Here is a 15,742-nt window from a genome sequence, read left to right as displayed (position 1 = left end):
ATTTTACGGGTTGGTCAGCTGGCCGGTGGCCACCGCGCGGGCCAGGCACAGGTCGGCCCAGGCGCGGGCCTTGTCAGGGCCGTTGCGCAACAGGTAAGCCGGCGGGTAGCTCACCACCACCGGCACATCGGCAAAGCGCCAGACCTGACCGCGCAACTTGCCCAGCGGCAGCCGAGCCTGCTCGGGCGGGGTGTCGCTGAGCAGCAATTGCATGGCAAAACGCCCCATGGCCAGGATCACCTTGGGTTGCGTCAGGGCGATTTCACGGCGCAGAAAGTGAGCGCAGGTGCCGAGTTCCGCGGCGTTGGGCGCGCGCATCAGGGCCGGGCGGCACTTGAGCACATGGGTCAGGTAGGCGCGCGACGCGGCGGCCTGGTTCGGGCCTGCGTCGGCTTCAGGGTTCCAGCGCTGCACGGCCACCGCGCGCAACATGTTGTCGAGTAGCAGCCCGGCGTCGTCCACAAAAGGCTGGCCGGCACGCTCCTGCGCTTCATCCGGTGGGTCGCCGACCACCATCCAGTCGCAGGGTGTGGTTTGCGGCGGCGCGGCCAGGCTGGGCGCGCGCCGGCCCAGACACATGGCGCAGGCCTGGCAGTGGTGCACGGCCTCGGTCAGGGCGGGCCAGTCCATGTGGGCAATGCCGCTGGCCAACTCGGTCACCCGGCTCGGGCTTGGCAGGGTTTGTGACGGGACGCTGGGGCGCACGTCAACGACGGGCGGCGGCGCGTCAGGCAACGCCGCTGGCTCGGGCTCCGATGCGCGCTGGGGCTTGGCAGGGGCAATCAACTCGGCTGGCGATTCCGGTGCAGTGAGCGGCGCCCACACGCGCACGCCCATCTCCTGCAACATGGCGCGCTGGCGTGCATCCAGACTTAGGCTCATGGCGCGGGCACCTGCGCGGGCGCGGCTTTCAGTGGCAGGCTCATGACCACGGCATCTTCTCGTGCGCCCGATGCTGCCGGGTAATACTGGCGACGCACGCCGACGGTGCGAAAACCGTGGGCTTTGTAAACGTGAATGGCGCGGGTGTTGCTTTGGCGTGCTTCCAGCCACAGCCACTGCGCGCCCTGGCCGCTTGACCACAGGGCCAATGCGTCGAGCATGAGCCTGGCCCAGCCCTGGTGCTGGTAGGCTGGCGCCACGGTCAGGTTGAGCAAGTGCACTTCGTCAACGCCCTTCATGGCCACAAAATAGCCCAGCAAGGTGTCCTCAGCCATGAGCAGCTGGGTTGGGTAGGCACTGGCCAGGCAGTCGGCAAAGTGGCTTTTCTGCCAGGGATGGGGGTGGGCCTGTTGTTCCAGCGCCGTGACGGCCTCCAGCTGGCTCTCGGTCATGGCCTCAAAACGGACCTGCCGGGTCGGGACGGCGGCGTTCATGGGGCCAGCCCGGCCAGCGCCTTGCTGGCGTTGCGCTCCAGCGTGGTTTGTGCCACCTTGTCGCGAATGTAGGTCGGCAGCGCGTGCTCGGCTGACACGCCAGCGCCGGCGGCCAACAGGCCAGGCGCCAGGCGCAACAACGCGGTGGCAGTTGGCAGCGCGAAGGTGCGCGCAGCCGGCGCAGGCAGTCGCGCACCATAGCCCTCAAACACATTGCCGGCCAGCACATGGATGCCGTTCCAGTCCAGGTTTTCGGGCTTGATCAGGCGCTGCTGGCTGCTTTGGGTCCAGTGGTCGGATGCAAACCCGTAATCCGCCGTGTAGAGCTCGTCCATGCGGGCATCCAGCAGGGCGGTGACAGTGAAGTTTTGCGCGTCACCGCACTGCCAGCGCGCCTCTTCGGCCACGGCCAGCAGGGTGTCGACGGGCAAAACCGGCACCGCCGCGCCAAACGCCAGTCCCTGCGCCACGGCACAGGCCGTGCGCAAACCGGTAAACGAGCCCGGACCGGCGCCAAAGACGATGGCGTCCAGATCCTGCAAGCGCATCTGCGCCAATGCCATGAGGCGCCGGATCTCGGGAATCAGGTGGGTCGAGGTTTGCGCGCCACCGGCGGCTGTGTGTTGGTAGAGCCCGGCTGCGCCCAGGGCGCCATGCTGCACGGCGATGGACAGGGTGTCGGTGCTGGTGTCGAATGCCAACAAATTCATGGGGTGACCTCGCGCTTCATGCGTCAGCGTCCCGTGCTGGTTTGCAAGTTCGGCAACACCGTGCCCGGCGTGGCGGTCAGCCGCGTGGCCCGGACTCCGAACAAAATGCCGGCCGTGACCAGCAGCAGACCGGCCACCAGGTTCCAGTGCAGGGGCTCGCCCAGGATCAGCACGGCGCCAATGGCCGACAGGCCGGGTACCAGTGCCGTGATCATGGTCGAGCGCACGGGCCCGAAGTAACGGATCATCTGTGTGAACGTGATGCCCGAAATCACCACGGATCCCCAGCCCTGGAAGCTGGCCTGAAACAAGACCTCGCGCAGCGGCGCGGTAAAGATCTGGGCCTGCACCACGCCGGTCAGGGCCAGCGCACTGTACACCGGCACATAGGTGACGGCAGCAAAGGTGGTGATGGCAATGGTGGCGCGCACGGCATCCAGCCCATGGTGGCGCGCCAGCACGCTGTAGGTGGCCCAGCACAGGGCTGCGCTCATGAACAGCAGGTCGCCCAACCAGACCTGACCGCCCTCAAAAGCACGCAACAGGCTCAAACCGCCCACCAGCAAGTCACCCAGCACGATCAATGCCAAACCCGTGGCGCGTGCCGGTGTGATGTGGTCGCGTAGCAGCCAGGCCGCCAGCAACGCCGTCCACAGCGGCAAACTGCCCGGCATCAGCACCGAGGCATGCAGCGCCGGGGCGTAGGCAAAGCCGCTGTAAGCCAGCATGGCGTAGAGCAAGCCGCCAAAGAGGCCCACCGAGACGGTGACGCGCCGTGACAGCGGCGACAAGCCCAGCCAGGAAGAGCCTGTCAGGCCGCGAGCCCGGTCCTGGCGCACCAGGTAAGCCCCCCAGGGCAGCAGGATCAGGGCCGCGCCCACAATGCGGCAATATGCCAGGTCCAGCGGTGTCAGCAAGCCGCCACGTGCCGGGTCGGCCGAGGCGCGGGCAACCAGAATGAACGAGGTCCAGCTCAGCACCGTGATCACGGCCGCGGACGTGCCAATGGTTCGCGGCGAGAGGCGGGAGACGGGAGCGGATGGCGTTGGCATGCCCGAATTATCCGTGGTGCGCCAACGGCACCTCGTCAATCTGGTTCGGGTCAACGAACTGCTGGGCGTAGCGCAGGTAAATCCCTTGCTGGATGAAGACATCGAACAAATCCGGGTCAATGTGGCCGTCTTCTTTCATCTTGACCATGATGCGGATGGCTTGCGACAGCTTCATGCCCAGCTTGTAGGGCCGGTCCGAGGCGGTCAGGGCTTCGAAGATGTCGGCGATGCCCATGATGCGCGCCTGCACCGACATCTGTTCGCGCGTCAGTCCCTTGGGGTAACCTTTGCCGTCCATGCGCTCATGGTGGCCGCCGGCAAACTCGGGCACGTTTTGCAGGTGCTTGGGCCAGGGCAGCTTCTCCAGCATCTTGATGGTGGCGACGATGTGGTAGTTGATGGTGTCGCGCTCGGCCAGCGTCAGCGTGCCTTTGCGGATGCTCAGGTTGTCGACTTCGTCGGCTGACAGGAAGTTGGTTGGCAGGCCGTCCGGGTTGCGCCACTGGTAATGGCTGCCAATGTGATGCACCCGCGCCACGGCGGCATCACTCATGAACTCGCCACCCGAGTTGGCGGTGCGCAAAAAGCTGCGTTCATCGTCCAGCTTGCCGAGTTGGTTGTACAGCTCGACCATGCTCGCACGCTCGGCGGCTTCATCTGCACAAGGGCGCAACGCCAGTTGGCGGCGCAGCGCTTCGATTTCGGCGTCGCGCTTGAGCACTTCGAAACGGGTGTCCACCAGCGCAATGCGGTCAAACAAAGTCTGCAGCTTGGTGCCCTTGTCGACCACGTGGACCGGCGTGGTGATCTTGCCGCAATCGTGCAGCAGACCGGCAATCTTGAGCTCGTAGCGGTCCATTTCGGTCATGGAAAACCCCGCCAGCGGGCCATCCTGGTGCTGTGCCGTGGCTTCGGCCAGCATCATGGTCAGGGCCGGCACGCGCTGGCAGTGGCCACCGGTGTAGGGTGATTTTTCGTCAATGGCCATGTTGATCATGTCAATGAAGGATTCGAACAGGTCTTCCAGCTGCTTCATCAGCAGCCGGTTGCTCAGCGCTATGGCAGCCTGGGATGCCAGTGACTCGACCAGTTGCTGGTCGGCCTTGGAAAACGTGGTGACCTCGGTGCTGTCGGGCTTCTGGGCGTTGAGCAATTGCAGCACGCCAATCACGTCGCCGTCCTGGTTGCACATGGGCACGGTCAGGAAGGATTGCGAGCGGTAGCCGGTGTTCTGGTCAAACTTGCGGGTGCCTGAAAAGTCGAAGTTCGGCTCGCTGTAGGCGTCCTCAATGTTGACGGTGACACGGTGAATCGCGGCGTAGGCTGCCACCAGTGAGTCGTTGGCTTCGCCGTTGGCATTGACCAGCGGCAAGTCCGGGAAGTTGATCGGCTGGCTGGCGCTGCCGCCCATGGCGATGTTGAGCGAATCGGTGCGCAGGATCTCGAAACGCAGGCTGTTCGCGCCCACGACCTTGCTGTAGATGGTGCCGCCGTCGGCCCGGGTGATGCCCTTGGCCGCCAGCAGGATGTACTCGAGCAGGCTCGTGATGTCGCGCTCCCGGGACAGCGCCACGCCGATGTCGTTGAGCTGTTCGAGTCGCCCCAGCAAACCCTCAACCGTGTTCGGGTCGGTATTTTTTGAAATGCTTGTCATGGCGCTATTTTGTCAAAAAGGTGTAGGTGCCATCCCAGTCCGCGGGCGGGGGTTGCTGCTCAAAGTGCGCAATACGCGCCAGGTACAGGGCGTAAAGCGCGCGCTTGGGTGCCAGCTGTTGCAGGCGTGCAAGCGCTTCCCTGGCTGGTCCCCACTGTTGCGAACGGTACCGCGTGAGGGCCTCGTTGTAGAGCGCCAGCTCCTCACGTTCGTCAGGCTTGAGATCGCTCTCAGGTCCGACGGGCTCGTAAATTTTGACGGGCTTGTCCTTGCCCTTGACGCGCACGCAGTCCAGCTCCCGGAAGGCGAAGTCGGGCACGCGGGCGCTGGTGAATTCGCTCACCATGATGTCCACGCCATAGTTCTTGGTCAGGCTCTCCAGCCGGGAGCCCAGGTTCACGGCATCACCCATGACGGTGTAGGCCAGTCGAAATGCCGAGCCCATGTTGCCCACCGTCATGTCACCGGTGTTGAGGCCCACGCCGACCTTGACCGGGGGCCAGCCCCTGGACTTGAAATGGTCCTGCAGGCTGTCGAGTTTGGCGACCATTTCCATGGCCGCCAGCAAGGCGTTGCGCGCATGATGGGGGTCAGGCACCGGCGCACCCCAGAAAGCCATGATGGCGTCGCCCATGTACTTGTCGATGGTGCCGCGGTGGTGGTGAATCACGTGGGTCATGGGCGTCAGGAACTCGTTCATGAGCTGGGTTAGCTGCCTGGGGTCGAGCCCTTCCGAGATGGTGGTGAAGCCGCGCACGTCCGAGAACAGCACGGTCATGTTGCGGCTGCTGCCCTCCAGGCTGTAGGCGCCTGGGTCTTTCGCCATTTCATCGACCAGCTCCGGCGGCACGTATTGCCCAAACAGGCGCGCCAGCATGCGCTTGCCGCGCGCGTCGACAAAGTAGCCGTAGGACATGTTGAAAATGAACAAGGCGCTGATCAGCACCAAGCTGGAGGCCAGTGGCAGGATCAGGTTCTGAAGCTGCCAGAAATACAGGTTGCCAGCCAGCATGGCCAGTGTCGTGCCAGCGGTCAGTGCCGTGGCGGCCAGCGGGCTGAGGGCGGGCAGGGACAGTGCCAAAAAACCGCCCATGAGCAAGATGAAAACCAGATTCAGCCCCAGCACGTAGGCCGGGCGCTCCTTGATGTTGCCGTCAAGCATGCCGGCAACCATGTTGGCATGGAGCTCGACCCCGGCATAGGACTCCTGCATGGGCGCCGAGCGCAGGTCGAGCAGCCCGGGGGCGGTGGTCCCCACCAGCACAATGGCGCCAAACAGCACGTCGGGGGCCACTTTCTTCTGTAGCACGTCGCTGGCCGACACATAGACAAAGCTGCCCTGCTTGCCGCGGTAAGGCACCAACGCCGCCATGTCCTGATCGACGGGTATGCGCCGGTTGCCCAGTTGCAGCGACTCCAGAGCCAGCGCGCTGTTGTCACCGTCGGCATAGTTCAGCCCAGGCTCCGGCCCCTGCATGGCCAGCCGCGTGACCGCCAGGCTCAGCGTTTCATAGAGCGCGCCATCGAGCATTTGCAGCAGGGAAATGCGCCGCAACACGCCGTCAGTGTCCACCAGCGGACTGGCATTGAAAAACCCGCCGCTGGCGGCCGCCTGCTGCAACACCTCGAGGTTGGCGGCGTAGCCGGTGGCCTGGACCGCACCCACTTGTGCCGCATCAAAGCTGCCAGCCGCCAGCGCAGGCTTGGGCAGACTGCCGACCCGGCTGTCGGCTTGCCCGTCATGGCGAAAGTAATAGCCCAGGGCAATGCGCCGGTTTTTCAGCGCGTCGGCAAAAACCTGGTCATAGCGCAGGGACGGGCGCAGGCGCGCCAGCGCCTCATTGAAAGCCGGATTGTCCTTGAGGTCGGTGCGTGCCAGTTGTTCCAGCTGGCCCAGGCCCGAGCTGCCATCGGGCTCGGCAAACAGCACGTCAAAACCCAGCACATCGATCTGGTAGGTGTCGAACAGCACATCCATCATCTTGGCAATCTGATGGCGTGGCCAGGGCCAGTGGCCTTGCTCCTGCAGGCTGCGCTCGTCAATGTCGACGATCACGATGCGCGGGTCCACCGTGTCGGGCATGGTCCACTGCAGGCGCTGGTCATAGGCGTAGTTCTCAAGCCGTTGCACAAAACCGAGCGGGATCACGCCCGCCGCGTTGAGCAGCATCAGCAACACGATGGCCAAACCCAGGCTGATGCGCATGGCATGAAGCTTCAGAAAACCGGTCTTTTTCATGTTGCCACCCGAAGTTGCGTCAATTCCAGCTGCCCGAACGCATTATTGCCGTGAGCACCCGCGCTGGCTACTGCCGGGCGTTGCGGCGGTTGGCCGGCAGGGCTTGCGGGTAACTGGTGCGAAACGGGTTGATGTCGAGCCCGCCACGGCGCGTGTAGCGGGCATACACGGCCAGCTTGTGCGGCTGGCAACGGGCCAGGATGTCCATGAACATGCGTTCCACGCAGTCTTCGTGAAAGCCGTTGTGCTGGCGAAAGCTGATGATGTAGCGCAACAGACCGGCCTGGTCGATCTGCGGACCGAAGTAGCTGACTTGCACACTGCCCCAGTCAGGTTGACCGGTGACCGGGCAGTTGCTGCGCAGCAAGTTGCTGGTGAGGACCTCGGACACCGGAGCTTCAAGGGTGGCCGAGCTCAGCAATTCGGGGGCGGGTGTGTAGCGATCACAGTCCAGGTCAAGCCGGTCCAGGCTCAGGCCGTCGAGCTCCTCGATCGGTTCGCGGTCAAACAATTCGGCGGCCACCAGCTTGACGCCAACGCGGGACTGCACCACAGCGCCGCGCCAGGCGGCCTCGGTCAAATCGGTGCGCAGGCGGGTGAGCACATCGGCGGCGTCGGTGAAACGGGTGTTGTTGAAGCTGCCCAGATACAGCTTGAACGATTTGCTCTCGATGATGTTGACCGACTCGCAGGGCACTGTGATGTGTGCCAGCGCCACCTGCGGCTTGCCGCGCGCATTGAGCCAGCTCAGCTCAAAGGCGGTCCAGAGGTCCGCGCCCAGGAAAGGCAGTCGGGTGCCCAGGCCCAGCTCGGCGCGTTGCGGGGCGCGGGCAATCGGGAACAGCAGCGAGGCGTCGTATTGGTCGGCATAAACGGTGGGCTGGCCGAGCTGGGAGTGGACGGGCGTGTTCATACGTGGGCCAGGCGACGGCGAAACACCAGGCGATCGATGCTGGACTCGGCGGCAGCAAACGAATACCCATCGAGGTCAAAACCCTTGAGCTGCTCAGGCAAGTTCAGGCGCTGGGTGGCCGCAAAACGGGCCATCAAACCCCGTGCGCGCTTGGCGTAAAAGCTGATGATCTTGTACTGGCCGTCCTTGAAGTCCTCGAACACGCAGTCGACCACCCGTGCCTTGAGTACTTTCTGGTCGACTGCCTTGAAATACTCCTGGCTGGCCAGGTTGATCACGACCGGGCTGGTGTCCGCGGCCAAGCGGGTGTTGAGGTAGTCGGCGATCTGCGACCCCCAGAATTGGTACAGGTCTTTGCCGCCCGGGTTGGCCAGCCGGGTGCCCATCTCCAGCCGGTAGGGCTGCATGTAGTCGAGCGGGCGCAACACACCATACAGGCCGCTCAAAATGCAGAGATGGCCCTGCGCCCAGGCCAGGTCGTCAGGCGTCAGGGTCTTGGCGTTGAGACCGTCGTAGACATCGCCATTGAACGCCAGCAGCGCCTGCTTGGCATTTTTAGCCGTGAATTTGGGTGACCAGGCCTGGTAGCGCGCCACGTTCAGGCCCGCCAGGCTGTCACTCAGGCTCATCAGGCTGGCAATCTCCTGCGGTGATTTTTGTTGCAGGATGTCAATCAAGGCACGGGCCTGCGGCACAAACAGCGGCTGGCTGTGCGGCACGCCAGCGGCGGGCGGATCGAAGTCGAGCGATTTGGCGGGTGAGAGTAAAAACAGCATGGTTGACAAGGCTTGACGCAAAAAAATGTTCGCAAGAATGTCCGGATGATACGCAGCTTGGCGTGGGCTAGCGCGCTGCCTGCCTCATACAGTTTGGCTATCGATAGCTTATAAACAATGCATCACGAATGCGATAGCAGCGCGCTATGATTCACCCCATCGCCGTGAGACACATCTTGCAGCGACCATTTTTTCAACACAAACTGGAGTCCCTCATGTCCTTGATCAATACGCAAGTCCCCGAATTCAAAGCCCAAGCATTTCACAACGGCAAGTTCGTTGAAGTCAGCAACGAAAGCATGAAAGGTAAATGGTCGGTTGTGATTTTCATGCCGGCGGCCTTCACTTTCAACTGCCCCACCGAAGTCGAGGACGCAGCCGACAACTATGCTGAATTCCAGAAAATGGGCGCAGAGGTCTACATCGTGACCACCGACACCCACTTCTCGCACAAAGTCTGGCACGAGACCTCGCCCGCCGTGGGAAAGGCCAAGTTCCCGCTGGTGGGTGACCCCACCCACACCCTGACCCGTGGTTTTGACGTGCACATCGACGCGGACGGCCTGGCTTACCGTGGTACCTTTGTCGTCAACCCTGACGGCATCATCAAGACCCTCGAAATCCATTCCAACGAAATTGCCCGTGACGTCAAGGAAACCCTGCGCAAGCTGAAAGCTGCCCAGTACACCGCCGCGCACCCGGGTGAAGTGTGCCCCGCCAAGTGGAACGAAGGCGCCAAGACCATTGCTCCGTCGCTGGAACTGGTTGGCAAGATCTAAGGTTTCCGGACCTTGCCTTGCAGGGCCGACTTTGGTCGGCCCTGCAAGACCATATTCACCCCGCTGGCGAACTCACAAGGTTCGCCAGCGCATTTCTGGCCTCAGTCGCCCATTCATTTGGCTGAGGCCGGTTCTCAAAGTCGCTTCATTACGAAAGAACGAAAGACATGTTGGACGAAGCCCTCAAGACACAACTCGGCGCCTACCTGGAGCGCGTACAACAACCCTTCGAGATCACCGCCTCCTTAGACGACTCCGAGAACTCGCGCGACACGCTGAGTCTGTTGCAGACCATCCAGGGCCTGCGCAGCGACAAGATCACGCTCAAAACCGATGGCAATGACGCGCGCAAACCGTCCTTCAGCCTGCAACGTGTGGGTGCCAACAACAGCCTGCGTTTTGCCGGCCTGCCGCTGGGTCATGAATTCACCTCGCTGGTGCTGGCGCTGCTCTGGACTGGTGGCCACCCGCCCAAGGTCGAACAGGACCTGATTGACCAGATCAAGGCACTCGACGGCGACTTCAATTTCGAGGTCTACATGTCGCTGAGCTGCCACAATTGCCCCGACGTGGTGCAGGCGCTGGCGCTGATGGCGGTGCTCAACCCCAAGGTCAAGACCGTGGTGATTGAAGGCGGTGCATTCCAGGCCGAGGTCAATGAGCGCCAGGTGATGGCCGTGCCGATGGTGTTTTTGAACGGCCAGGTGTTTGGCTCGGGCCGCATGCTTCTGGAAGAAGTGGTCGCCAAGCTCGACAGCGGTGCGGCCGCCCGCGATGCGGCCAAACTGAGCGCCCAGGCGCCTTATGACGTGTTGATCGTGGGTGGTGGCCCGGCCGGTGCCGCCGCGGGTGTGTATGCCGCGCGCAAAGGCATTCGCACCGGTATCGTGGCCGAACGATTTGGCGGTCAGGTCAATGACACCCTGGCGATCGAGAACTACGTCTCGGTGCTGGAAACCGACGGTCCCAAGTTTGCCGCGGCCCTTGAAGCCCATGTGCGCGCCTACGACGTCAACATCATGAACCTGCAGCGCGTCGATAAGCTGATTGCGGCGGCCGAGCCCAACGGCGTGATTGAAGTGCAGCTGGCCAATGGTGGCAGCCTCAAGAGCAAAACGGTGATTCTGAGCACCGGTGCGCGCTGGCGTAACGTCAACGTGCCAGGTGAAGAACAGTACAAGAACAAAGGCGTGGCCTATTGCCCGCACTGCGATGGTCCGCTGTTCAAGGGCAAGCGCGTGGCGGTGATCGGTGGCGGCAACTCGGGCGTCGAGGCGGCCATCGACCTGGCCGGTGTCGTGGCCCATGTGACCCTGATCGAGTTCGACACCAAGCTGCGCGCCGATGCGGTGCTGGTCAACAAGCTCAAGAGCCTGCCCAATGTGATCATTCACACCAACGCGCAAACCACCGAGATCACTGGTGACGGGCAAAAAGTGAACGGCTTGAGCTACAAGGACCGGGCCACGGAGGCCAGCCACCACATCGAGCTTGAAGGCGTTTTCGTGCAAATCGGCCTGGTGCCCAACACCGAATGGCTCAAGGGCACGCTGGAGCTTTCACGCCACGGCGAAATTGTGGTCGATGCGCGCGGTCAGACCTCGCTGCCGGGTGTGTTTGCCGCCGGCGACGCCACCACCGTGCCGTTCAAGCAGATCATCATTGCCACCGGCGACGGCGCCAAGGCGGCGCTGGGCGCGTTTGATCACCTGATGCGCATGCCCGCGGTGGCAATGCCAGCGGCAGCCACCCCAGCCGAAGCGGCCATGGCCTGAACTCGAGTGGCCTGAGGCTGGCTCGGTAAAATCCCGACCAGCCCCTCCTTTTACCTTGAGCGGCGCCTGTTGGGCGCCGTTCGTCATTGATTGACCTCTCCCATGACCGACTCCATTCAGCAACCCGGCCTCAGCAGCCTGTCCAAATCGTTTGAACCCGCCGCGCTGGAGGCGCATTGGGGGCCCGAGTGGGAAAAGCGCGGTTACGGCATCGCCGGTGCACGCGGTACCGGCCAGCCTAGCGCGGAGGCTGCCGCGCGCGGCGACAATTTCTGCATCCAGCTGCCGCCGCCCAATGTGACTGGCACGCTGCACATGGGGCACGCGTTCAACCAGACCATCATGGACAGCCTGACGCGTTACCACCGCATGAAGGGCTTCAACACGGCATGGATTCCGGGCACCGACCATGCCGGCATTGCCACGCAGATCGTGGTGGAACGCCAGCTGCAAGCCGCAGGCATCAGCCGCCACGATATGGGCCCGACCCCGGCGGAAGCACGCAAAAACTTCGTGAGCAAGGTCTGGGAGTGGAAAGAAAAGTCAGGCAACACCATCACCACCCAAATGCGCCGCATGGGCGACAGCGTGGACTGGAGCCGCGAGTACTTCACGATGGACCCCAAGCTGTCCAAAACGGTGACCGAAACCTTTGTGCGTCTGTACGAGCAAGGCCTGATTTACCGTGGCAAGCGCCTGGTGAATTGGGACCCGGTGCTGATGAGCGCCGTGTCTGACCTGGAAGTGGAAAGCGAAGAGGAAGACGGCAGTCTGTGGCACATCCTGTACCCGTTTGCCGATGGTCCGCAGCTGGTCAATGGCGAACTGGCGCCCGGTCTGGTGGTGGCCACCACGCGCCCGGAGACCATGCTCGGCGACGTGGCGGCCATGGTGCACCCCGAGGACGAGCGTTACGCCCACCTGATCGGCCAACACGTCACGCTGCCGCTGTGTGACCGCACCATTCCGATCATCGCCGACGACTATGTCGACAAGGCCTTTGGCACCGGTGTGGTGAAAGTGACCCCCGCGCACGACCAGAACGACTACGCGGTGGGCCAGCGCCACAAGTTGCCGATGATCTGTGTGCTGACGCTGGACGCCAAGATTGAAGCCAATGCACCAGCAGCCTATGTCGGCATGGACCGTTTTGCAGCGCGCAAGCAGATCGTCAAGGACCTGCAGGCGCTCGAACTGATGGTCGAGATCAAGAAGCACAAACTGATGGTGCCGCGCTGCGCCCGCACCGGCCAGGTCATCGAGCCGATGCTGACCGACCAGTGGTTTGTGGCGATGTCGAAAGTGTCTGAACAAGACCCCACCGGCAAATCCATCACCCAAAAAGCCATCGACGCGGTGCAGTCCGGCCAGGTCAAGTTCGTGCCCGAGAACTGGGTCAACACCTACAACCAGTGGATGAACAACATCCAGGACTGGTGCATCAGCCGCCAGCTCTGGTGGGGCCACCAGATTCCGGCCTGGTACGACGAAGACGGCAAGGTTTACGTGGCGCGCAACGAGGCGGACGCGCAGGCGCAAGCCCCTGGCAAAACCCTCAAGCGCGACGAGGATGTGCTCGACACCTGGTACTCCAGCGCACTGGTGCCGTTCAGCACCATGGGCTGGCCCGAAACCAGCAACGCAGCGCTGGGGCAAGGCGGGCTCGGGCGCGACGATGCAGCTTCCGGGCGAGTCGGGACCGGACGCAGCGATTTGGCGAGCGCAGCGAGTATGAGCAAGGGCGGTTCCGGCTCGGCCGGAAGCGGGGCCAACACCAACAGCCTGAACGACATTGACCTCTACCTGCCCAGCAGCGTTCTCGTCACCGGCTACGACATCATCTTCTTCTGGGTCGCCCGGATGATCATGATGACTACCCATTTCACCGGCCAGGTGCCGTTCAAACACGTTTACATCCACGGCCTGGTGCGCGACGCCCAGGGCCACAAGATGAGCAAGAGCGAGGGCAATGTGCTGGACCCGGTCGACCTGATCGACGGCATCGGCCTGCCCGAACTGCTGGTCAAGCGCGCCGAGGGCCTGCGCAAGCCCGAGACCGCGCCCCAGGTGCGCAAGAACACCGAAAAGGAATTCCCGGCGGGCATTCCGGCCTTTGGCGCAGACGCGCTGCGCTTCACCTTTGCCTCGCTGGCCTCGCTCGGCCGCTCCATCAACTTCGACGCCAAACGCTGCGAAGGCTACCGCAACTTCTGCAACAAGCTCTGGAACGCCAGCCGCTTTGTGCTGATGAACTGCGAAGGGCAGGACTGCGGCTTGAAAGAGCACACGGCAGCCGAGTGCGAAGCGGGCACCAGTTACCTGAGTTTTAGCGCGGCCGACCGCTGGATCGTCTCCCTGCTGCAAAAGGTCGAAGCCCAGGTGGCCCAGGGTTTTGCCGACTACCGCCTCGACAACGTGGCCAGCACCCTTTACGACTTTGTCTGGAACGAGTTCTGCGACTGGTACCTGGAAATCGCCAAGGTGCAGATCCAGCAGGGCAATGAAGCACAGCAACGCGCCACGCGCCGCACGTTGATCCGCACCCTGGAGACCATCCAGCGCCTGGCGCACCCGATCATCCCGTTTGTGACCGAAGAACTGTGGCAAAAGATTGCCCCGGTGGCGGGTCGTGCCGGCCCCTCGGTGGCCATTGCCGCCTACCCGGTGAGTCAGCCCGAGCGCATTGACGAAGCGGCGATTGCCCATGTGGCCAAACTCAAGCAATTGGTGGACGCGTGTCGCAACCTGCGCGGTGAAATGAGTGTGTCACCGGCCACGCGCCTGCCGCTGTTTGCCATTGCCGGCTCTGCCGCCGAGGCGGCGTTCATGACACAAGCCGCGCCGGTGCTGCAGGCGCTGGCCAAGCTCAGCGAAGTGCGTGTGTTCGAAGACGAGGCCGCCTGGGCCGCCGCCGCGCAAGCCGCGCCGGTGGCCGTGGTGGGCGAGGCGCGCATCTGCCTGTTCATGGAGATCGACGTGGCCGCCGAAAAAGCGCGCCTGGGCAAGGAGCTCGCGCGGCTGGAGGGCGAAATCGTCAAGGCCCACGGCAAGCTCGGCAACGAATCCTTTGTGGCGCGTGCGCCCGCCGCCGTGATCGAGCAGGAGCGCAAGCGCCTGGCCGACTTTGAGGCCACCGTGGCCAAGGTCGGGGACCAGCTGGCGCGGCTGGGCTGACGCGGCTGGCTCGCTGCGGTCTGCCTCAGTAAAGAACGCGGCAGCGAATGGTGTCTGGCACGGCACAAAGCTGATCCAGCGCGGCCCGGCTGGCGGTGCTGTCGACGTCGATCACCACGTAGCCCACGGTTTCGTTGGTGCTGAGGTATTGCGCGGCAATGTTGATGCCCGCCTTCGAGAGCCGCTCGTTGACCTGCGCCAGCACGCCGGGCACGTTGCGGTGAATGTGCAGCAAGCGGCTGCGCCCGGTGTGCGCTGGCAGCGCCACTTCAGGAAAATTGACGGCCGAGGTGGTGGAGCCGTTGCTGCTGTAGCGAATCAGCTTGGCAGCAACTTCGGTGCCGATGTTGACTTGCGCCTCCAGCGTCGAGCCGCCAATGTGCGGCGTCAGGATCACGTTGTCAAAACGCGTGAGCGGCGAGACAAAGGCCGAATCGTTGCCTCGCGGCTCGACTGGAAAAACGTCGATCGCGGCGCCGTGCAGATGGCGGCTTTGCAGCGCCGCGGCCAGCGCGTCGATGTCGACCACGCTGCCGCGCGAGGCATTGATCAGGTGGCTGCCGGGTTTCATGGCGGCCAGTTGCGCCGCGCCGATCATGCCCGCGGTCTCGGGGGTTTCCGGCACATGCAGGCTGACCACGTCGGCCGCCCCCAGCAGCGCCTCCAGGCTCATGGCCTGCGCATTGCCCAGCGGCAGCTTGGCCTCGATGTCGGTAAACAACACGCGCATGCCCAGCTGTTCGGCCAGCACACCAATCTGCGTGCCAATGTGGCCGTAGCCGATGATGCCCAGCGTCTTGCCGCGCACTTCATACGAGTCGGCCGCGCTCTTGACCCAGCCGCCGCGGTGCAGGATGGCGTTTTTTTCAGGGATGCCACGCATCAGCATGATGATCTGCGCCAGCACCAGTTCGGCCACGCTGCGGGTGTTGGAAAACGGCGCGTTGAAAACTGGCAGCCCCAGGCGCGTGGCGGCTTTCAGGTCGACCTGGTTGGTGCCGATGCAAAAACAGCCAATGGCCACCAGTTGCTGCGCCTGTTGCAGCACGTCGGCGCTGAGCTGGGTGCGTGAGCGGATGCCGACAAAGTGGGCGTCAAGCAGCGCTGCCTGCAGTTCGTCGCCCGCGAGCGCCTTGGCGTGGGTCACGATGCGGGTGTAGCCGGCCTGTTGCAGCGACTCCACGGCGGAGGGGTGAACACCCTCCAGCAAAACGGCTTTGAGCGCACTTTTCGGGACCGACAGGGCAATGGATTTTTGGATCATGGGGAAAGGAAATGGGAGTGCCAAGAAATG

The 15,742-nt window shown here is 63.4% G+C and carries 12 protein-coding genes; 3 read left to right on the top strand and 9 right to left on the bottom strand.

Annotated elements, in window-relative coordinates:
* Window positions 1–3: 3 nt before the first annotated feature.
* From Q7U49_RS10315 to yaaA, 8 genes are all read right to left on the bottom strand, one after another.
* Complete coding sequence (locus Q7U49_RS10315; protein ID WP_304764180.1) at window positions 4–882, bottom strand: uracil-DNA glycosylase; 879 nt, start codon at window positions 880–882, stop codon at window positions 4–6.
* Window positions 879–1,376: a ribosomal protein S18-alanine N-acetyltransferase gene (rimI, locus tag Q7U49_RS10310; RefSeq protein WP_304764179.1), complete on the bottom strand. Its 498-nt coding sequence runs from the start codon at window positions 1,374–1,376 to the stop codon at window positions 879–881. Before rimI ends, Q7U49_RS10315 begins: the two co-directional genes overlap by 4 nt.
* Window positions 1,373–2,086 (bottom strand): tRNA (adenosine(37)-N6)-threonylcarbamoyltransferase complex dimerization subunit type 1 TsaB, encoded by a 714-nt coding sequence (gene tsaB / locus Q7U49_RS10305; protein ID WP_304764178.1) that lies wholly within the window; start codon window positions 2,084–2,086, stop codon window positions 1,373–1,375. Before tsaB ends, rimI begins: the two co-directional genes overlap by 4 nt.
* A gap of 23 nt (window positions 2,087–2,109) precedes the next feature.
* Window positions 2,110–3,138, bottom strand: a complete 1,029-nt coding sequence (locus tag Q7U49_RS10300; RefSeq protein ID WP_304764177.1) for a DMT family transporter — start codon at window positions 3,136–3,138, stop codon at window positions 2,110–2,112.
* A gap of 7 nt (window positions 3,139–3,145) precedes the next feature.
* Entirely contained in the window at window positions 3,146–4,792 is a 1,647-nt protein-coding gene (locus tag Q7U49_RS10295; RefSeq protein WP_304764176.1) for an HD family phosphohydrolase, read from the bottom strand.
* A gap of 4 nt (window positions 4,793–4,796) precedes the next feature.
* A complete protein-coding gene (locus tag Q7U49_RS10290) occupies window positions 4,797–7,031 on the bottom strand; it encodes a CHASE2 domain-containing protein (RefSeq protein WP_304764175.1) in 2,235 nt (744 codons plus the stop codon).
* A 67-nt stretch (window positions 7,032–7,098) separates the two neighbouring features.
* Complete coding sequence (gene queF / locus Q7U49_RS10285; protein WP_304764174.1) at window positions 7,099–7,944, bottom strand: NADPH-dependent 7-cyano-7-deazaguanine reductase QueF; 846 nt, start codon at window positions 7,942–7,944, stop codon at window positions 7,099–7,101.
* Window positions 7,941–8,720 (bottom strand): peroxide stress protein YaaA, encoded by a 780-nt coding sequence (gene yaaA, locus Q7U49_RS10280; RefSeq protein ID WP_304764173.1) that lies wholly within the window; start codon window positions 8,718–8,720, stop codon window positions 7,941–7,943. The genes queF and yaaA overlap by 4 nt, the downstream gene beginning before the upstream one ends.
* A gap of 215 nt (window positions 8,721–8,935) precedes the next feature.
* Between yaaA and ahpC the strand changes: the two genes are divergently transcribed.
* The 3 genes from ahpC (at window position 8,936) to Q7U49_RS10265 (ending at window position 14,448) form a co-directional block, all read left to right on the top strand.
* On the top strand, window positions 8,936–9,499 hold the full coding sequence (gene ahpC / locus Q7U49_RS10275) for an alkyl hydroperoxide reductase subunit C (RefSeq protein WP_304764172.1): 564 nt from the start codon (window positions 8,936–8,938) through the stop codon (window positions 9,497–9,499).
* Window positions 9,500–9,666: 167 nt separating this feature from the next.
* A complete protein-coding gene (gene ahpF, locus Q7U49_RS10270; protein WP_304764171.1) occupies window positions 9,667–11,274 on the top strand; it encodes an alkyl hydroperoxide reductase subunit F in 1,608 nt (535 codons plus the stop codon).
* 102 nt (window positions 11,275–11,376) lie between these two features.
* Window positions 11,377–14,448 (top strand): valine--tRNA ligase, encoded by a 3,072-nt coding sequence (locus Q7U49_RS10265; protein WP_304764170.1) that lies wholly within the window; start codon window positions 11,377–11,379, stop codon window positions 14,446–14,448.
* A gap of 25 nt (window positions 14,449–14,473) precedes the next feature.
* On the opposite strand, the gene serA is transcribed toward Q7U49_RS10265, so the two are convergent.
* The gene (gene serA / locus Q7U49_RS10260) at window positions 14,474–15,712 is read right to left on the bottom strand and encodes a phosphoglycerate dehydrogenase (protein WP_304764169.1); all 1,239 of its coding nucleotides are present in this window, start codon (window positions 15,710–15,712) and stop codon (window positions 14,474–14,476) included.
* Between the last annotated feature and the right edge of the window lie 30 nt (window positions 15,713–15,742).

The organism is Rhodoferax sp., from assembly GCF_030653815.1.
Lineage (GTDB): Bacteria > Pseudomonadota > Gammaproteobacteria > Burkholderiales > Burkholderiaceae_C > Rhodoferax.
This window is presented reverse-complemented; position numbering and strand designations above follow the sequence as displayed.